Source organism: Mesorhizobium sp. M0296, assembly GCF_040321675.1.
Lineage (GTDB): Bacteria > Pseudomonadota > Alphaproteobacteria > Rhizobiales > Rhizobiaceae > Mesorhizobium.
The window spans coordinates 30,923-50,184 of record NZ_JAMYRZ010000041.1 but is presented as its reverse complement, the minus strand read 5'-3'; the positions used below and the strand labels follow the sequence as shown (position 1 = coordinate 50,184).

Genomic DNA, 19,262 nt, shown 5'->3' with positions numbered 1-19,262 from the left:
GCAAGGACAATGCCCCCGCCAACACGGCCCTTCTCAATCGCCTCGCCAGAAACATCCTTCAGGCCGCCGATGCTGCCAAAGTTCCTATCAGCCATCGCATCAAGAAATGCGCCTGGAACGACGACTATCTCATCAATGCCATCACTCATATGCGATAGCCCTGCCCTTGAGGGGGAGATTAACGCTGGTTCTCCGACAGCTTCGACCTCAGCCACCGCCCAAACGCCTCCAGCACCGGATGCGCCGCCTTGGCGTGCTCGGAAACCAGAAAATACGAGCGCGGTGAATTGATCGCTATGTCGAAGGGGCGGACCAGCCGGCCTTCGCTCAGTGCCCGGCCGCTGGTCAGCTCGTCGCCCATGGCGATGCCCTGGCCGGCGATCGCCGCCGAAAAGACCAGGTTCATGTCGGAAAAGAAGATGCCGCCTTCCGGGTCGGGGTTCTCGACCTTGGACAGCGCCAGCCAGCGCGCCCAGTCCTCGGTGTCGCCGAGATGCAGGAGATTGGCGCGCAGCACGTCTGCCGGCTTGGAGAAGCCGCCGATCTTGTTGAGCAGCGTCGGGCTGCACAGCGGCGTAAAGGAGATCCCGCACAACAGCTCGACCGCGCGGTTCGGCCAATTGCCGACGCCGAAGGCGATGAAGGCATCGGCCTCGGCATTGCTGACATCATCGAGACGCCGCGGCGTCAGGATGCGCAGCGCGACATCGGGGTACATCTGCCGGAACTCGCCGATATGGGTGCACAGGAACAGCGAGGCGAAACCCGGCGTACAACTGACGCTGAACGAGCCGCCGATGCCGGTGCCGGCATGGCGTGTCACCGCGTCGCCCAGCACCGTCAGCGCCTTGCGCACGTCGCTGGCATAGCGCTGGCCGCGCGGCGTCAGCGCCACGCCCTTGCCGATGCGCTCGAGCAGGTCGAAGCCGAGATCGCGTTCGAGCAGGCGAAGCTGATGGCTGACTGCGCTGCGGGTCAGATGCAGTTCGTCGGCGGCGCGCCAGACGCTGCCGTGGCGGGCAAAACTGTCGAGGGCGCGCAGCGCCTGCGTCGAGGGAATTCTCAAGAGGTGAACCGAATTTGCATGAGCCGGGAAAACATATCACTTTTTGGCGGGGCGCTTCACTGCTTTCTTTCCGCCATGGAGAAACCGGTGACCTCCGCGCAAGCGACCGCACTTGCCTTTCTGGACGACATCCAGCCGTCGCTATCGGCGTGGACGCGGGCGATCTTCGATTTCGGCGAGACCGCCTGGCGCGAATACCAGTCGGCCGCCTGGTATGTCGAGCATCTGAAGCACGAAGGCTTTTCCGTCGAGGAAGGTTCTAGCGGCATGCCGACCGCCTTCTGCGCCCACTGGACCAATGGCGCGGGGCCGACCATCGGCCTGTATGCCGAGTATGATGCAGTGCCCGGCAATTGCCAGGATGCGGCGACGGTGAAGCGACCGCGCCCGGGGCTGGGCGAACAGGCCGGCGGCCACACCGATCCGCATTCCGGCCTCGGCATTGCCAACCTCGGCGGGCTGCTGGCGACCAAGGCGGCGATGCAGCGCCACGGCATATCAGGCACGCTGCGCTTCACCGGCGAGCCGGCGGAGAAGGTGAGGGGATCGAAGCCGATCCATGCCGCGAAGGGCTATTACGATGGGCTGGCGGGCATGATCTCCTTCCATCCATTTTACATGCTGCCGCTGTGCAACACGGCGCGCTGGGACACACATTGCGGTGCGGCCTATGCGATGATCTACCGCTTTGTGTGCGACGAACCCGAAAATTGGGTTCGCGCAAGCGATGCAGCACCCATCCCGCAGGCGCATTCGGCGGTCAGGGCGCCCGGCGCCAACGACGCGCTGATGATGATGTATATGGCGTCCAAGGCGCTGCGCGATTCCATGCTGCCGCATCAGGGCGGCTGGTCGATCAGCGAGGCGATCCTGACGGCGGGCCAGGCGACCGCCGACAATCTGCCGGCCGGGCTGGCCGAGATCCAGTACATGATCCGTGTGCCGACGCTGGCGATGGCCGAGCAGGTCACCGCCGTGCTCGACCGCAATGCGGAAGCCGCAGCCAGGATGAGCGGCTGCCGCCATGAGCGGCACTGGGTGTCGAAGTCGCGGCCGGGGCTGGCCAATCACGTCATGGCCGGCATTGCCTTCGACGCGCTGGCGGCGGTCGGGCCGCCGCGCTGGGACGAGACGGCCAAGGCGATCGCCCGCGAAGTCCAGGTCAATGCCGGGGGCGAGGCGACCGAGGAACCATTCATCGACGAATTGGACCGGCTGATTGCACCACAGGCGGCCGAGGCGCTCCTGCGCCGCGACCTGCCGCCTTGGCAGCTCAATTCCACCTCTGACGATTACACCGACATGTCGTGGCATACACCGACGGCACGATTCTACGTCGCCCGGCCGGCGCTGCGATCCGAGAACGGCCACGCGTTTCCGTCTTGGGCGATGAATGCGCTGGGCGGCATTTCTGTCACCATCGACCCGATGGTCATCTGCGCCGCAAAGACGGTCGCGCTGGCAGCACTTCGCCTGTTGGAAGACGAGGCTGCGCGCGACGCGGCGATGGATGAATTCGTCACCCGCACCGGCGGCGGCATCGGCGGCTCGAACTGGATCGCGCCGCTCTGCGACTACGATCCGCCAATCGGATTTCGCTGGCCGGAATACATCACCACCCCGCGCGGACGGGATTGGTGGATACCAGGCAACCAAGCCGCATGATCAACCAAGCCGCCCTTCACGAGGAGAAACCCCATGACCGTCCATGACCGCATCGTCGCCGAGCCGTTTTCGCTGCAGCGCCGCAACCCGGCCGGCGGAACCAAGCCGCTGACCGCCTGGGGCTTCGCCAACGAGACCGACGTGCTGACCGACGTGCTGCTCGGCTCGCCGAATTTCCTGCGCCATCTCTCGACCAGCTCGCTGTCGCGCAAGCATCTGCGCGAAGCGCCATGCAACGTCCAGATCGCGCAGGCGCAGCACAAGGACCTGGTCGCCGCCTATGAGCATTTCGGTGTCAACATCCACTGGCACGAGCCGACGCCGGAACTGCCGATGCAGGTCTACTCGCGGGATTCCAGCGTCATGACGCCGTATGGCGCCATCATCACCGCCATGTCGCAATGGTGGCGGCGTGGCGAGAACTACGCGGCGATCCGCACCTATGAGAAGCTCGGCATCCCGATCTATGATATGGTCACCGCCGGCACGTTCGAGGGCGGCGACTTCAACGTCATCGAGGACGGCGCGGTGCTGATCGGCTGCGGCGGCGCCCGCACGCAGGAGGAGGGCGCGCGCCAGGTCCAGGCTTGGTTCGACAAGGAGGGCTGGGAGACCCGCATCGCCTTCATCGACGAGTATTACGTCCATATCGACCTGATGGTGGTGCCGATCGCTGAAAAACTGACCGCCGTCTGCCTTGCCTGTACGGAGCCCGGCATCGTCGACTGGCTGAAGGGCAAGGGCCACGAGATCATCGACGTGCCGTTCCAGGACACGATGGCGCTCGGCTGCAACTTCATGTCGCTGGGCAAGGACAGGGTAATCGCCCCGACCTCGAGCCAGACGCTGATCGGCCAGCTCAAGGCGCGCGGCTTCGAGGTGGCGGCCATCGACATGAGCGAGATCTCGAAGACCGGCGGCGGCATTCACTGCATGGCGCAGGCACTGAAGCGCGAGCCGGCCTGAGGGGCCGGCCTAGCCCGGCCGCTTGCGCGAAAGCGCCATTGTCAGCACCGTCGATCCCGCCTGGCGCGCGGGGCGCGCCTACAGCACGATGAGCTTTCCCTTGCGCAAACGCCGGGCGCAACGATAGACGAGGTCGGCAGCGACCATGTCTTCCATCGCAATGCCCATCGCCTTGTAGGCGGTGATCTGTTGATCCGAAACGCGGCCCGGCGCGCGGTCGAGCAGCATGGCGCCAAGCTCGGTGCCGAAATCCGGGTCGAAGCCGGCAAGCTCGCAAGATCCGACCGGGGTCGGTTTGAACGCATCCCTGGTTTCGACAAAAAGACTGGATCTGCCGATGAGCTCGATCGGCATTTCACCGCCGGGCGGCGCCACCCCGACCGAGGAGACATGCGTGCCCGGGTGGACCCAGCCTGCGTCGATCACCGGCTGGTAGGAGTGGGTCGCCAGGCACACCACGTCGGAACTGCGCACTGCTGCCTCGAGGTCGGCGACCGCCACCACCGACGGATGCAGCCGGGCAAGCGCTGCCGCATCGTCGAAACTCTTTGAAGCGATACGGATTTCGGCAAAGTCGCGCACCAGCGGCAACAGATGCAGGTGCTGGTTGGCCTGCACGCCGGCGCCCACCACGGTCGCTATCCTGGCATCCCGGCGCGCAAGCGCGCGCACCGACAGCACGGCGGAGCCGGAGGTTCGCACTGCGGTTATGAAGGTGCCGTCCATGATGCAGACCGGCAGGCCGGACAGCGGATCGAACAGGCTGATGGTGGCAAGGTGGCTGGGCAGGTTCTTGGCCAGGTTGCCTTCGAAGACGTTGACGATCTTGACGGTCAGGTTCATGCCCTCCATCCAGGCCGGCATGGCGAGGCTGTAGCCGGCCCCGGGGATGTCGAGTTGTGGTCGGGGTGGATTGACGACCTTGCCTTGTGACAGCGCCTTGAAGCCGTCTTCCAGAACATCGAGAAGCTGGCTGAGGTCGACGCACGCCATCACGTCGGCTTCGCTCAGCACCAGGATCTCGGTCGCTCCCTTGCTGATTTCCGCCGCACTCTTGCCGGCTGGGCTGAACGCTTCCTTGGTCATCCTGCACTCCTTTTGTTTCTCGAAATCGGCTCACCACATTTGCTTTGAGTGGGTGAGAGAAGCGCAGGCTATTGCGGGGGTTTATGCGGTGAAATACGTTGATTTCGACATCTTTGCGTGAAATCAGCACATAAATCCCTGAGATAGCGTGGATTGTGAAATGGACGACTTCGACCAGATAGACCGCAGCCTGCTCCGGCTGCTGCAGGAGGACGGGCGCCGGACGACGCTTGATCTGGCCGGGCGTGTCGGGCTGTCGCCGACCGGAACCAGCCAGCGGGTGAAGCGCCTGTTCCGCGACGGGTTCATCACCGCGGTCAGGGCCGTGCTCGATCCGCGCAAGGTCGGCCGGGGAACGCTGGTGTTCATCGAGGTCCGGCTTGACCACACGGCGCCGCATGTCTTTGACCGCTTCGCCGAAGCCGTGGCGAAAGCTCCGGAGGTTCTGGAGTGCCATATGGTGGTTGGCGGTTTCGATTATCTGGTCAAGGCGCGGATCGCCGACATGGCGGTGTTCCAGGATTTCCTGCAGCGGGTCATCCTGCCACTGCCTGGCGTGCGCGAAACGCACACGTTCGCCTCCATCGCCGATGTCAAGCCGAACGCCCTTTTGCCGGTGTGATCAGTGGAGGAGGATCAGAGCGACCTGCATCGCATCTTCGCCCAGGTGCAGAGATGCCGGAGACCGGCTCTAGCCTTGCACGGTCAGCAGGTTTGCGTCGCGCGCGAGCCGCCACTCACCATCCGCCTCCTTGCGCAGGAGCGTCAGCGCATATCCCGATCGATGGACCGGCTCGCCATTCGGCGGGGTCGCGGTCATATTGATGCGGCTGCGGATGAAGGCCCAATTGCCGAGAAGCTGTAGTTCCACGATATCGCTCGTGCCGTCGATATGAACGCCGGCCGTCTCCCGCGCGGCTGCCGCGAAGATCTCCTTGTCGAAGGGTTCCCGGCCGGGAACCATGAAGATCGCGTCGTCCGTCATCAAGCTGAGGACGGTCGCGATGTCTCCACGCTTGCTCGCATCCATCCACGTCTCGACCAGCTTTCGGATTGCCCTTTCGTCGTCCGTCATCCGTTATCTCCCTGGCTTCTCGCCGTCATCGATGGCGCACGGCGCTCCTCCCTCGCTGCTACATAGGGCTTGGATCGCACCCGTCATCGATTGCAGTGTTTTATCGACGTCGCGCTGCGTGGGGCATGGTCCGTGAAACGGCGGTCCGCGCCCTCTATGCCTATCGCCAGCCACCGGAGGCGGTGATGCGCTCGCCGGTCAGCCAGGACGCTTCGTCGGACGCGAGGAACACCGCGACGCGGGCGACGTCGTCGGGCAGGCCGAAGCGACCGAGCGGCGTCATGGCTATAATCTGCTTCTCGAATTCGCTGCCGACGATGCCGATGCGCGCGAGGCCCTCGGTATCGATGCCGCCGGGCGCGATGGCGTTGACGCGGATGTTGCGTTCGCCGAGCTCCCGCGACATCGACAGCGTGATCGTGTCCACCGCACCTTTGGTCGCGGCGTAGACGAGCGAGTTCGGTTGCGGATTGCGGCTGGCGACCGAGCTTATGTTGATGATGCTGCCGCCGCCCGCGCCAAAATGCTTCACTGCTGCTTGCGTGGTCAGAATGATGCCCAACACATTGGTGTCGAACTCGCGGTGAAACTCGGCCTCGGTAACCGCTTCCAGCGGCTCGAATGCGAAGACTCCGGCATTGTTGACCAGTATGTCGAGCCCGCCAAACTCCAATTTCGCCTCCTCGAACAGGCGGCGCACATCAGCCGCTTGCGACACGTCGCCCTGGACGGCGACGGCACGGCCGCCACGGTCCTCTATCTCGGCGACGACGCGGTCGGCGCCTTCCCGTGACGAGGCGTAGTTGACGACCACTGCGGCGCCGGCCGTGGCAAGACTCTTGGCGATGGCGGCACCGATACCCTTGGAGGCGCCGGTGACGATGGCGACCTTGCCGTTCAGCTTGCTCATCAAATCTCTCCTTTGTTGACGATGAGCGGTATTTAATCATGATCGAAACGCGTATTATGGTGCCCACAATCCGTTCTTTCGTGCCTGGAATTCCGGAATGACCACCATCCTCGAAAAGACCGCCGGTCTCGTCGCCTTCGTCCGCACAGTCGATGCCGGCTCGTTCCATGCCGCCAGCCGGCTGGTCGGCTCCAGCCCGTCGGCAGTATCGAAAAGCGTGGCGCGGCTCGAGCGTCGGCTCGGCGTCAGGCTGATCCAGCGCTCGACGCGCCGGCTCGGGCTCACCAGCGAAGGCCTCGCCTACTACGAGCGCGTGGCGCCGCTGCTCAGGGCGCTGGACGATGCCGAAGACATCGTCCAGATGGCCGATACGGCGCGCGGCCTGCTGCGCGTTACAGCGCCGGTCGAGCTTGGGCGTGGCCTGATCGCGCCATGGGCGCAAGCGTTCCTTGCGCAGCACGGCGCAGTCAAACTGGAGCTCAGCGTCACCGACCGTCACGCCGATCTGATCCGCGAAGGCTATGACGTTGCGGTGCGCATGGGGCCGCTCTCAGACACCGGGCTCGTCGCGCGCAAGATCGCCAATCTGCCGATCATGCTGGTGGCCTCACCGGCCTATGTCGAGCGGCGCGGCCGTCCGGCATCGGTCGAGGATTTACGGGACCATGAATTCGTCCGCCACCAGATGGCTGGCCGGCCTTATCCGGTCACGTTTGCCGACGGTACGATGATCGTGCCGGATGGGCGGCTCGATACCGATGACGGCGGCGCCATCCGCAATGCCGCACTTGCCGGCGCCGGCATCGCGCATCTGATGCGGTTTGCCGTGCAGGACGATCTCGACACGGGTCGCCTGGTCCGCATCCTGCCCGAGGTGGCGATGCCGACCATGCCGGTGCACATAGTCCATGCGTACGGGCGACAGCTGCCGGTCCGGGCGCGGCTGTTCGTCGATTTCCTTGCAGGCCAAATGGCTGCGCTGACGCGATAGGGCAGACGCATGGTCTATGACGCAAACACCCAGCTTTTGGCAGAGACCAACCGTGCCGGCCGTTTGCGCAAGCGAACCACCCTTACCCGAAGCTAGAACGTGATCTTCACTGAATCGGCGCTGCGGTTGGCCGCGCCGTGGTGGACGGCCTCGATGTTGTTGCCGTCGGGGTCGAGCAGGAAGGCGGCGTAATAGCCGGGATGGTAGGATCGTTCGCCGGGCGCGCCATTGTCGGTGCCGCCGCCGTCGAGGCCGGCCCTGTAGAATGCGTCGACCATGGCGCGGTCATTTGCCTGGAAGGCCAGGTGATGGCGGCCGGTCAGCTTTCCCAGGGCCGCCGGGCTGTCGGGGCTGGAAATGAACAGCTCGTCGGCCCAGAAATAATCATTGCCGGCGCCACCGATCGGTATGCCGAGCACGTTGAGAACCGCCTCGTAGAAACGACGGCTGGCCGCAATATCCCTGACCACCAGCTGGAGGTGGTCGATGAGACGGCCGCGATGAAGTTCCTGATTTGCCATGCTTGACAGCTCCTGATCGCCGGTTGGAAATCTAGCTTCGAATGGTGCGCGGTCAATCCAGAAAGCCGTGGAATGGCGCCATCGCGCTGACTGGATAAAAAATGCAACCGGATTGTCGGATTCAAGACATGTCCGACGTCCTTCGGACGCAAGCGGCTCGGCGAAGCTCGAAAAAGTCGTGCTGTACCAACGCTTCCGGCATGGGAGAAAAGTGAAATGAGCCTTCCCTATCGTTGGGTTATCGTCGCGGCTGGCGCGCTGATGACCTGTGTCGCCCTCGGGGCGATGTTCTCGCTGGCGATCTTTCTCGAACCGATGGCGCTCGACACACAATGGTCGCGCGCCGGCATATCGAGTGCGATGACGCTGAACTTCCTGGTAATGGGCCTCGGCGGCTTCGCCTGGGGCGCCATTTACGACCGCTTTGGCGCCCGCATCGTCGTCATGACCGGCGCCGTGCTGCTTGGCCTGGCGCTGGTCCTGGCCAGCCGCACCGGTTCGCTGCTCGTTTTCCAGTTGGCCTATGGCGTGCTCGTCGGCCTCGCGGCAAGCGCCTTCTTCGCGCCGATGATCGCGCTCACCTCCGCCTGGTTCGACACGAACCGCAGCCTCGCCGTCTCGCTGGTCTCGGCCGGCATGGGCGTGGCGCCGATGACCATCTCGCCCTTCGCCCGCTGGCTGATTTCGGCCTACGACTGGCGCACCGCGATGTTCGACATCGGCATAACCGCGTGGGTGCTGCTACTGCCGGCCGCGCTTCTGGTGCGCCAGCCGCCCAAGCCAGCTGCCGACGGCGCTGCCCCAAGCGTTGCGGCCGAGGGTGCCGGCATGACGGTTCCGCAGGCGCTGCGCTCGCCGCAATTCATCGTGTTGGGACTGACCTTCTTTGCCTGCTGCGCGGCGCATTCCGGGCCGATCTTCCACATGGTGAGCTATGCGATGCTGTGCGGCATAGCGCCGATGGCGGCGGTCAGCATCTACAGTATCGAGGGCCTGGCAGGGCTGGGTGGCCGGCTGCTTTACGGCGTGCTTGCCGATCGGCTGGGCGTCAAGCCGGTGCTGATCACCGGGCTGGCCATACAGGCCGTGGTCATCGCAGCCTATCTTGCGGTCAGCGAGCTTGGTCAATTCTACACGCTCGCCGTCATCTTCGGCGCCACCTATGGCGGCGTCATGCCGCTCTATGCGGTGCTGGCGCGCGAATATTTCGGCCAGCGCATCCTCGGTACGGTGTTCGGTGCCGTAACCATGCTGTCCAGCCTCGGCATGGCTTTCGGCCCGCTCGCCGGCGGTATGGTGTTCGATGCCTATGCCAGCTATTCTTGGCTGTTCATCGGCTCGGCCCTTGTCGGGCTTGGCGCGATGGCGATTGCGATCGCCTTCCCGCCGCTGCCGCGCAGGGAGTTGCAACCGGCTTAAAGCAGGATCGGCGGAAAAGGGCGGCCGCTTGGATGGCAAGCGGCCGCGATCCAAAAATAGCTGGCAGTGTTTGTTCGGCATTATGAAACGCGAATTGCTACGCCCGCAGAGGCACCACCTCGGCGCCGTCAAGCGTGTAGCGCGCATAGCGGAAATCGCGAATTCTCGCCAATCTGTCGCCGGCCCATTCCAGCAGGATAAAGTATTTTAGCCCTCCGGCCGAGTCGTCCGGATCAATCACAAGAATGGCTGGGTGCCGATCCACCAGGCCTGGAAGCAGCCGCCAATCGTGGATACCCGCGTAATTATGGAAGTACCGGCCCACTTTCGTGCGGCCACTCGCCCGGAGCCGGTTGACGAGGTCAAGCCGGACGTCCTCGGCCAGCATGTCGCGGATCGCATCGAAGTCGCGGGCGTTGAACCGCTCCACGTAGGCTGCCAGACGCGCCCGCTCGGGCTCGGCCAACACCGGCACAGGCCGATCGTCAGGCTCGCCGGAGACTTCGCGCAGGCGCAAACGGCCGCGATGCAGTGCGGCTTTCACCGCCGGAACGCTGCTGTCGATAATGTTGCCGATCTCTTCGATCGTATAGCCGAGCACATCCATGAGGATGACGCTGCTGCGCTGCGCCGCGGGCAGGCGCATGAAGGTCTGCAGGCTTGCGGCTGCAGTGTGCCGACCCTCGGCCGATATGCTGGGGTCAGGTATCGTGTCGATATCCTCGACGGCATGCGCGGCATCCACCCTGGCGCGACGGCGCAGGTGGTCGAGCGCTGCATTGTGCGCGATGCGAAACAGCCAGCCCTCGACATTGGCTATCGGCCCGGTCCCGGGGAACGCCTCAAGGGCCTTGACCGTAGCTTCCTGGACGACATCCTCGGCATCGATCACCGAACCGGTCATGCGGGCACAATAGCGGTGCAGTTTCGGCCGCAATTCGCCGAGCAGCCGATCAAATGGCTCCCGTCCTTCTGGGGTGCCGGTTGCGGATCCGGTCATCGCACAAGGATCAATTTCATGCGTATCTCCCAGGCAGGCGCCCGTCATCGGGCGCAGCGTCTTATAGACGCTCGACGATGGCAAAAGGATTCGGTCGAAAAAACTTTCTCTTGCTGGAATCCTTTGATGGTTCCTACGCGTCTCTGGATCACGGGCCCGTAACCTGGCGGGCCCTTTGTTCAAGCCGGAGGCGCCATAGTCATGAGCAAGCAAAGTGCGGGATCAACGAAGGTCTGGGTTCTCGCCCTCACGTCGATAGGCTCCTTGATGGTCGTTCTCGATGCGATGGTTGTGGCGACGGCATTGAGCACGATGCGGGTCGAGCTCGATGCCTCGCTGGAGACGCTGCAATGGACGATGAACGCCTATAATTTGAGTTTTGCCGTCCTGCTCATGACCGGGGCTGCGCTCGGTGACCGGTTCGGCCGCCGCCGTACGCTCGTTGCCGGGTTGGCGCTGTTCGTCGCAGCGTCGGTTGCCTGCGCGCTCGCTGGCAATGCCGGATTGCTGATTGCGGCCCGTGCGGTCCAGGGCGCAGGTGCCGCAATGGTCATGCCGCTGGCAATGGCGCTGCTGAGCGTCGCTTTTCCTCCGGAGGAACGAGGCAAGGCGCTGGGTATCTTCAGCAGCATCACCGGCCTGGCCCTGATCATCGGCCCGATGGCGGGCGGTGCGATTTCCGAAGGCCTCTCCTGGCACTGGATCTTCTGGCTCAATGTCCCGGTCGGCATCGTTCTCATCCCGCTGGTGCTGCGTCGGATTCCGGAGAGTCACGGGCCGGGCACGGTTATCGATGTCCTCGGCGTCGTGCTGGTAACTGCGGCGGCATTCGGAGTGGTCTGGGGCCTCATGCGCGGCAACATCGTGGGCTGGAGCAGCTCTGAAGTGCTGACGGCGCTGACGGCCGGGCTGCTTTTCGCCATCGTGTTCGTCCTTTGGCAGCTGCGTACCCGTGAGCCCATGCTGCCTTTGCGGTTCTTTCGGGCGCACGCGTTCTCCTCGGGCGTAGGGGCGAACTTCCTGCTTTGCGCCGCCATGTACGGCCTCGTATTCCTGTTGCCGCAGTTTCTGCAGTTTGCCCAGAGCCGTGGGCCGTTCGGCGCCGGCATGGGATTGCTGCCCTGGACCGCGACGCTTTTCGTGGTCGCACCGATCTCCGGCAGCCTGATCAACCGCGTCGGCGAGCGCTGGCTTGTGGTGGCCGGACTGATTGTGCAAGCGGCTGGAATGGCCTGGCTGGCGCAGATCGCCGCACCTGATCTGCCCTATATCCAGCTAGTCGCCCCACTGATCATTACCGGTGCCGGCGTGTCGATGGCCATGCCTGCCGCGCAGAACGCGGTTCTCAATGCGGTCGCCCGGCCGGAGGTCGGCAAGGCTGCCGGCACGTTCAACACATTCCGCTTTCTCGGTGGCGTATCCGGGATCGCGATCGCCGGTGCGGTGTTCGCCGGCACTGGAAGCTTCTCGTCCACCGACGCGTTCAGCGATGGCTTCACCTCGGCAATCGACGTCTCCGCTCTGCTCTCGCTCGCCGGTGCGCTCGTCGGAATGGGGCTCCCGGAGCGTCGCACAGTGGCGCTCGCGAATGCCAACAAGGAGGCGTAACTCGGGAGTGGGAAGCTCGCGCTTGCTCCCACTGTTGTCGCGCTAACAGCAGCCGCGCCAGCGCAGAAAAAAGGTCGCGGAGCGTCGGTCGCCGGCCGGTCCTGTGGGGTTAATCTGTGTCCAGACCCCGATTTTGCGTCCGTGATGGCGGCGAACATGCTGCACCGCAGCACCCTGCCGCCGATATCGGCGGGCCAAGGCAGCGCGAGAAAATCGTCAAAAGTGGACAATTCAGGCTGCTTTCTGCTGTTCTTTAGCCTTTATTAGCTGCGCCTCACGTTCCTGTTTCAAATGTGTCAACTTTTTGTGTTGCGTTGCACAATGGTGGCCCTATTCTGCCTGAGGGGGGCGCTTCCGATTGGAATGCGCCGTGAACGACGCCGCTATATTGACCGATTGGCAGTTTCGCCGTCCCGCCGGCGTATGCCGCTAATGGGAAATGCGCGCGACACCCAATTGGACGCGCTGAGGGCCATCGCCGTGACGATGGTGCTGTACTCCCATTTCTTCGCGGCCGGTGGGTCTTCGTTCTGGGGCCATATCGGCGTGCGCCTGTTCTTCGTGCTGAGCGGCTTTCTGATCACCCGCCTGCTGCTCGAAGCCCGCTCGGCCGCCGAATTCGAAACCGGACCGGCGCTGAAATCCTTCTATATCAGGCGGGCGCTGCGAATATTCCCGCCCTATTTCGCCGTGCTGGGTTTCGTCTGGCTGGTGGACCTGGAGCAGTCCAGAGGATCGCTGGCCTGGCATGCCCTCTATCTGTCGAATTTCTGGTACGCGGCGCAGAATGAATGGACGCCCTGGCTGCTCTGCCATTTCTGGAGCCTGAGCATCGAGGAGCAGTTCTACATCGCCTGGCCGCTGATCGTCCTGCTGGCGCCGCGCCGGCGCCTCGAAGCGATCTGCGTCGGCGTTATCGTGCTGTCGCTGGCCTATCGCTTTTACTGGCCGATCGCTGGAACGCCTAGCCTGGCGCGCGACCTGCTGCCGCCGGCGTCGATGGATGCATTGGCGTCAGGCGCGCTGCTTGCCGCTTACCGGTCAAGAGTTGCTGGCTTGCCGCAATGGCTTCGAGGTAGCTGGCCGGGGCTCGCCGCGGCGTTTTTCGTTCTGCAGTGGTTTGCGCCGGCGCCGGCAAATCCGGTGCAGGAATGGGGCCTCTGGCTGCTGTTGCAGATCCTGCCTGTCGCCCCTCTGGTGGTCATCGTTGCAAGCTGTTCGACGGGCATTGGCGGTCGCGTCGGAAAACTTCTCGAACTGCCGCCGCTGCTTGGCCTTGGCCGCATAAGCTACGGCGTCTATCTCTACCATCCCATAGTGCTGGCTCTGGTTGTCAAGTCGCAGCCCTGGATCCCGCTCAACGTCTCGGAGCAAGGGCCGGGGCGGTTCCTGGTCGCGGGAACTGCGACGCTCATGCTGGCTTCGGTTTCGTGGCTGCTTTTCGAAAAGCCGCTCAACAGCCTCAAGCGCCACTTCCCCTATGTTGCTGGAAAAGGCCGCGGCGCCATCTCGGCAGGCATGGACGTGGGCAATGCCGGATGGATCGCGGCCGGAGCATATCCGGGCAGGCCGCTTGATGGTGGCACGTCACCCTTGCCGCGCAAGCTGCACCGAACCGATCGGAGCTGATCATGGCTGCTGCTCCCTTGGTTTCCGTTCTGCTGCCGATCTACAATGCGGGACCTTATCTCGCCGCTGCGCTGGGCAGCGTCCTGCGCCAGGATTACGAGCGTCTGGAGGTCATCGCCATCGATGACGGCTCGACCGACAACTCGCTGCAGATCCTGCAGAAATACCGCCAGGCCGACAATCGCATCTCGATCATCTCACGCGAAAACCGTGGCCTGATCGCAACTTTGAACGAAGGCCTGGCCGTGGCGCGCGGCGATCTGGTCGCCAGGATGGACGCCGACGACATCGCCTATCCCCAGCGCCTGTCGCGGCAGGTCGCGCTGTTCAACCAGCAGCCTGACCTGGCTCTATGCGGCGCGGGTTTCGATACCTTGCTCGGCAACCGCATCGTCAGGGGTTCGCCCGATCCGATATTCCAGGACAATATCCTGCGAATACTGTCGATGTTCTTCACGATCTTCATGCATTCCACGGTCGTCTACAACAGGAAGGTCATAGAAGAAGATGTTCTATATTACGATACCAGATACAAGCATGCCGAGGATTTCGACCTGTTCAGGCGGCTGACCGACCGCTACCCGGCGGCCATGATCCCCGAAAGCCTGATCGCCTATCGTATCCATGACGACAGCGTGACCAACAGGCACAAGCGCGAAATGCGCAGGACCCATTTGAAGATCGTCGCCGAGAACCTCGAGCGCGAAGGGCTCGCACAAGAGACGCAGGGCCTCCGCGACATCGGTGAGGTCCTGTCGATGGACACGGTTCGCCGTGCCGCCGAATGGATCCTTGCGCTGGAAGAAAGGATTTCCGCACTGCCGGCCGAGACGAGGCCGAGCTACCAGGCCGGCACGCTGAACCTGTTCTATTTCCTCTACCAGCTGATATCGGGGGAAAGGCAGCCGCTGCTGATGCACGAATTCCTGACGCGGACGGCGAAATGGAAACTCATCCGGCGGCGCGAGCAGTACGTGTTTCGCACCGGTGCCTTCGCGCCGCGCTTCAGTCTCGCCTCGATGTCGGTCACCAGGCAGGTGGATGCCTTGTCGCGGTATCTGCAGTCCGTGCCGGCCGCGGCGGTTTTGCCTTCGAACCAGTTGAGCTAGCAGCGCATGTTCGTCAAATCCCATCAGCTCCAGCAGCGCGGCCGCTCGACGGTGCCGGCGGCCATGTCGCCCCGGCCGCAGCACGGGCCGGCACCGGAGGTCAGCTTCATTGTCTGCACACGCGACCGCGTCAACGTGCTCGAGCCTTGCATAAAGTCGATCCAGGCCGCGTGCCGCGCCTACGCCGCCTTCTCTGCCGAACTGGTGGTTGTCGACAATGGCTCGACCGACTGCACAGCAGAGCGGCTGGCCGGCATAGCCGAACTTTCTGACATTCCGTTCACGGCCATTCGCGAGCCGCGACCCGGATTGGCGGCCGCGCGCAACGCCGGGCTGGAGCGCGCGCGGGGCCGCGTGCTGGTCTTCGTCGACGATGATTGCGCTGTCCACAAGGATTATTTGCGCGATCTGCAGCGGCACTATGCGGCCGGCGAACGGGTCATCCGCGGTGGGCGGGTCGAGATCGGCGACCCCCGCGACCTGCCGTTCACCATAAAGCGGTCGCCGGTGCGCGCGCGGCTTACCCCAGACGTCCATCCCGGCGGCTTCGTGCTTGGCTGCAACATGACGATGCACCGCGATGTTGCCACCCGCATCGGCCGTTTCGACGAACGGTTCGGCGCCGGCGGCCCGCTGCGCTCCGCAGAGGATACGGACTATCTAGTGCGGGCGGTGCTACTTGGGATCCCGGTCGAATACGTGCCCGACATGACCATCTATCACCATCACGGCCGGCGCGACCGCAAGGCCATCGAGAAGCTGCACCGCGACTACAGCATGGGCAATGGCGGGCTTTGCCTGAAACATATCCGCCACGCGCCGTGGCTGCTTCGCCATTGCTACTGGTCGATGAGGGCGGCCTTGCGCGAACTGGTGAAAGGCCCTCTGTTCGACCGTGAACTCAAGCTGTCGCACTGGCCGATCGTCGGCATGAATTTGCTCGGCGCGGCCAAGTTCGCGGTGCTTTTGCTGGCGAAATCGCCGCAGCCGGCGCAAATGCGACAGGAGCAACAGGCAAATGCCGAGGCAAGGTGATCGGCCATCATGCGACTGATGCCGCCCAGCCTGCCGATGCTGCGCCGCGCGCTGGGGAGAAAGCAGTTGCGCCTGCTTCCGGCCGTGGTGGTGCTCGGGCTGCTCAGCGCCGCGCTTGAAGGGTTTGGCATCGGCCTGATCATCCCGTTGCTGAACATAATCATGGGGCAAGGGCAGACCGGCATGGCTGGCTTCTCCGCCGTCTTCCAGCATGTCGGATCGAGCTTGAGCGAGCGCGACCGGCTGATCGTCATTTCGGTCGCCATCCTCGGCTCGATCGTGCTGAAGAACCTGTTCGCCTACGCCAATACGCTGCTGACCACCTTCATCTATGGCAAGGCCAGTCATTCGATCCGCAGCGCGCTGTCGGAGCGGCTGCTGCGGGTGGGCTACCCGTTCTTTCTGCAGCAAAGCCCCGGACGGCTGCTCAACATCATCTCCAACGAATCCTGGCGGGCCTCGGATGCCATCCAGATCACGTTGGGGGCAATCGTCAATGCATCGGCCGCAATCATCCTATTGGCCTTCCTGCTGCTTCTGTCGTGGCAAATGACGCTGCTGGTCACGCTGGGGCTGGCCCTCGTCCAGGTCGCGCACGCCATGCTGTCGGCCAATCTGAAGGCGCCGAGCCGCAGCGTCGCCTCCCGCAACAGCCAGCTCGCATCGCAGATGCTGCATCTGGTGCATGCCGGGCGGCTGATCCGCATTTTTGGCCAGGAGCAACGCGAGAAGGCGGCATTCGACCAGGCATCGGATGCGGTGCGCCGGGCGGCGTTCGTGCTTTTGACGCGTCAGGGAGCTTTGCCGCCGCTGACCGAGGTTCTGCACGCCATGCTGTTCCTGGCGGTGGTGATCGGCGCCTGGTTCGCCAATGTTTCCTTCCCGCTGATCGTCGCCTTCGTCATCCTGCTCTACAGGCTGCAGCCCTATATGCGGTCGCTGCAAATGGCCTGGAGCCAGCTGCAAGGCCTGAGCGGATCGCTTGAAGAGGTGACGTGGATGCTGGACCCATCCGGCAAGCCCGCGCCGCCGCAAGGCAGCGCAGCGTTCCCTGGGCTCAGCCAAGGCATCAAGTTCGAGGACGTCACCTTTACCTATTCTGGTTCGGAACAGCGCGCGGTGGTGCTGCATGCGGCGAGCTTCGACCTCCGCAGCGGCCGCTCGACCGCGCTGATCGGCCGGTCGGGCGCCGGTAAGACGACGATCGTCAATCTTTTGTGCCGCTTCGTCGAACCGGATAGCGGCAGGATTCTCGTTGATGGATCGCCTCTGGACCATATTGACCCCGGCCAATGGCGAAAACATATCGCGCTTGCCAGCCAGGAGCTGGAGCTGGTCGACGGCACGATTTTCGAGAACATAATCTATGGCCAGGACACCGCCTCGGCCAACGACGCCGAGCGCGCCGCAAGGCTGGCCGAAGCGCATGACTTCATCGAGCAACTGCCGCAGGGTTATTGGACGGTCGTCGGCTATCGTGGCGTCAATCTCTCGGCGGGACAGCGGCAGCGGATCGCGCTGGCCAGGGCCCTGGTGCGCGATCCCGACATCCTCATCCTCGACGAAGCCACCAATGCGGTGGACGGCCTGTCGGAAGCGGCAATCGTCGAGACGCTCAAGTCGCGCGCCGGCCGCCGCACCACCATTGTCATCAGCCATCATCGCAGCACCATCTCGTTCTGCGACGACGTCGTGATCCTGAGCCACGGCCGCGTGAAAAAGCAGGCGCCGTTCGCCGCACTTGCGACGCTCAGCATGGACGAGCTTTACCAGCACGAGGCGCTGGAAGGCTGAGGGCGACCCCGCTGCGTGCGCGCTGGGAGGTCGTCTCGGATGTCAATTCAGGTCAAGCATCTCAGGGGCGAGGAAGACCTCCGCCATACGTCTCTACGGGATTTCTGGGATGATGAGTGATCCCGAGCTTACCCGCTTTCCATCTGGAGCGTACAGAACCAAGGGTCCGCCTGCCAAATCCAGCAATGGCAGGCGGACCCTAATCAGCGCATGAAGGGACTGATTCTGCGCCGATGTCTCCTCGAGGAGGTGACGCCATCAACTGAAGACGGGCGCAGTTGTTCCCGACGCCGGCCCTACACAAGACCATTGCGCAGGCAGGTCAGACTTAGGTCCCTGTAAACGCGCATCGCTGGCTGGAGTGAACATCGGATCGGTTCGGTGGTAGCGAAACTCCGGCCGGAGATAGATGCAGCCATTGGGTTCCGGGGCATGACCGGCTCGGCGCTGATCATGGGCGGCGATCGATCCCCGCACGACTGATGCCGAGGGAATACGCATCCACCGGCGCCAGTGAAGTTGTCCAAGCGGTACGCAGCGGTCGTCAAGCTGTTGCTAATATGCAGCACAGGCAGCGCTCTATGAACGGCGTCGCTTGGAACCGCTACCTCCGATCAACCGTTAGTGTCACAATGACAAACCAAAAAGTGAGGCTGATGATGGACCCGCTGCAAAACAACACGTTGGAGATCTGGTGTCTTGCGGCCGTTCCGCTGTCACTACTCCTTACGGTGTTATTAGCCGGATTTATCCTTTAGCCGGACCCAACGAGGCCGGCTGCGGACCGGGGCCTGGAAGATGAAAATGCCGGCTATTTAGGCACGCTAGGCGTCGCGGACACCCCGTAGCACCAGGCCGTGGCAGCCTTTCCAACATTGCCATCATAATCGGCACTTTCGACCGGTCCGGTCCGCGGCGATTGCTCGCAGGCCCGTTGCGAGGGCGAGCATGCGAGCTCGTACGTTTTTTACACAATCTCTGATTGGTGGACTCGCCCGCCGCCATCGACGTTAATTTTGCGTTAGCGACAGGAGGGGGGAGATCGCTAAAGGGAGGAAGAAAATGAAAGAAAACTACGATCTGACGATCGACTACGACGACGAACCTTACGACAACAAGCCTTACGATCTAGCCACATTCGCAAGGAAGCACGGGCTCAACATTCGAGCCGCCGAGCTTCTTCTTTTCGCCAAAGGCCCGTCTCGAGCGGCCTGCGATGCCGCGGCGAGGGCTTTTCTCGCGGCAGTCGCCGCACAAGCTATGAGACAATCGGCGCGGTAAGTCTCACAAACCATTGCTGGCACGGCCTGCCGTGTCAGCAACCCGACGCACAGCGCTGGAAATTCCAGGCCGTTTCCAACAAGATGCCTGAGCATCCGGGAACGGCC

General features: G+C 63.5%; 17 protein-coding genes. 11 read left to right on the top strand and 6 right to left on the bottom strand.

Annotated elements, in window-relative coordinates; translation table 11 throughout:
• Positions 1-178: 178 nt before the first annotated feature.
• Complete coding sequence (locus tag NKI97_RS28995; RefSeq protein WP_023677271.1) at positions 179-1,066, bottom strand: LysR substrate-binding domain-containing protein; 888 nt, start codon at positions 1,064-1,066, stop codon at positions 179-181.
• A gap of 75 nt (positions 1,067-1,141) precedes the next feature.
• Here NKI97_RS28995 and NKI97_RS28990 point away from each other — a divergent pair, with 75 nt between their 5' ends.
• Positions 1,142-2,731, top strand: coding sequence for a zinc-binding metallopeptidase family protein (locus NKI97_RS28990; protein ID WP_352837877.1), 1,590 nt, complete (start codon positions 1,142-1,144; stop codon positions 2,729-2,731).
• 33 nt (positions 2,732-2,764) lie between these two features.
• Complete coding sequence (locus tag NKI97_RS28985) at positions 2,765-3,697, top strand: dimethylarginine dimethylaminohydrolase family protein (RefSeq protein WP_352837872.1); 933 nt, start codon at positions 2,765-2,767, stop codon at positions 3,695-3,697.
• Positions 3,698-3,775: 78 nt separating this feature from the next.
• Here the strand turns inward: NKI97_RS28985 and NKI97_RS28980 are convergent, their stop codons facing one another.
• Complete coding sequence (locus NKI97_RS28980; RefSeq protein WP_352837870.1) at positions 3,776-4,783, bottom strand: ornithine cyclodeaminase family protein; 1,008 nt, start codon at positions 4,781-4,783, stop codon at positions 3,776-3,778.
• 160 nt (positions 4,784-4,943) lie between these two features.
• On the opposite strand from NKI97_RS28980, the gene NKI97_RS28975 reads away from it, so the two are divergent.
• Positions 4,944-5,405: an Lrp/AsnC family transcriptional regulator gene (locus NKI97_RS28975; protein ID WP_352837868.1), complete on the top strand. Its 462-nt coding sequence runs from the start codon at positions 4,944-4,946 to the stop codon at positions 5,403-5,405.
• 69 nt (positions 5,406-5,474) lie between these two features.
• On the opposite strand, the gene NKI97_RS28970 is transcribed toward NKI97_RS28975, so the two are convergent.
• Positions 5,475-5,858, bottom strand: coding sequence for a YybH family protein (locus tag NKI97_RS28970; protein WP_352451475.1), 384 nt, complete (start codon positions 5,856-5,858; stop codon positions 5,475-5,477).
• Positions 5,859-6,018: 160 nt separating this feature from the next.
• Positions 6,019-6,768 (bottom strand): SDR family NAD(P)-dependent oxidoreductase, encoded by a 750-nt coding sequence (locus NKI97_RS28965; RefSeq protein ID WP_352451474.1) that lies wholly within the window; start codon positions 6,766-6,768, stop codon positions 6,019-6,021.
• 97 nt (positions 6,769-6,865) lie between these two features.
• On the opposite strand from NKI97_RS28965, the gene NKI97_RS28960 reads away from it, so the two are divergent.
• Positions 6,866-7,759 carry a LysR family transcriptional regulator gene (locus tag NKI97_RS28960; RefSeq protein WP_352451473.1) on the top strand — a complete coding sequence of 298 codons (894 nt, stop codon included), beginning with the start codon at positions 6,866-6,868 and terminating at the stop codon, positions 7,757-7,759.
• A 92-nt stretch (positions 7,760-7,851) separates the two neighbouring features.
• On the opposite strand, the gene NKI97_RS28955 is transcribed toward NKI97_RS28960, so the two are convergent.
• Positions 7,852-8,280 carry a VOC family protein gene (locus NKI97_RS28955; protein ID WP_352679044.1) on the bottom strand — a complete coding sequence of 143 codons (429 nt, stop codon included), beginning with the start codon at positions 8,278-8,280 and terminating at the stop codon, positions 7,852-7,854.
• 216 nt (positions 8,281-8,496) lie between these two features.
• Between NKI97_RS28955 and NKI97_RS28950 the strand changes: the two genes are divergently transcribed.
• Positions 8,497-9,699 carry an MFS transporter gene (locus NKI97_RS28950; protein WP_352451471.1) on the top strand — a complete coding sequence of 401 codons (1,203 nt, stop codon included), beginning with the start codon at positions 8,497-8,499 and terminating at the stop codon, positions 9,697-9,699.
• Between the two features lie 97 nt (positions 9,700-9,796).
• Here NKI97_RS28950 and NKI97_RS28945 read toward each other — a convergent pair whose 3' ends face one another.
• On the bottom strand, positions 9,797-10,699 hold the full coding sequence (locus NKI97_RS28945; RefSeq protein WP_352837866.1) for a sigma-70 family RNA polymerase sigma factor: 903 nt from the start codon (positions 10,697-10,699) through the stop codon (positions 9,797-9,799).
• A 201-nt stretch (positions 10,700-10,900) separates the two neighbouring features.
• On the opposite strand from NKI97_RS28945, the gene NKI97_RS28940 reads away from it, so the two are divergent.
• The 6 genes from NKI97_RS28940 to NKI97_RS28915 all read left to right on the top strand — a co-directional run bounded on the left by NKI97_RS28940 (position 10,901) and on the right by NKI97_RS28915 (position 19,155).
• Entirely contained in the window at positions 10,901-12,307 is a 1,407-nt protein-coding gene (locus NKI97_RS28940) for an MFS transporter (RefSeq protein WP_352837864.1), read from the top strand.
• 432 nt (positions 12,308-12,739) lie between these two features.
• Complete coding sequence (locus NKI97_RS28935; RefSeq protein ID WP_352837862.1) at positions 12,740-13,936, top strand: acyltransferase family protein; 1,197 nt, start codon at positions 12,740-12,742, stop codon at positions 13,934-13,936.
• A gap of 2 nt (positions 13,937-13,938) precedes the next feature.
• On the top strand, positions 13,939-15,045 hold the full coding sequence (locus NKI97_RS28930; RefSeq protein WP_352837860.1) for a glycosyltransferase family 2 protein: 1,107 nt from the start codon (positions 13,939-13,941) through the stop codon (positions 15,043-15,045).
• A 6-nt stretch (positions 15,046-15,051) separates the two neighbouring features.
• Positions 15,052-16,080: a glycosyltransferase family 2 protein gene (locus NKI97_RS28925; RefSeq protein ID WP_502901433.1), complete on the top strand. Its 1,029-nt coding sequence runs from the start codon at positions 15,052-15,054 to the stop codon at positions 16,078-16,080.
• Positions 16,081-16,089: 9 nt separating this feature from the next.
• Entirely contained in the window at positions 16,090-17,874 is a 1,785-nt protein-coding gene (locus tag NKI97_RS28920; RefSeq protein ID WP_502907131.1) for an ABC transporter ATP-binding protein, read from the top strand.
• A 1,062-nt stretch (positions 17,875-18,936) separates the two neighbouring features.
• Positions 18,937-19,155, top strand: a complete 219-nt coding sequence (locus tag NKI97_RS28915) for a hypothetical protein (RefSeq protein ID WP_292659780.1) — start codon at positions 18,937-18,939, stop codon at positions 19,153-19,155.
• Positions 19,156-19,262 lie beyond the last annotated feature (107 nt).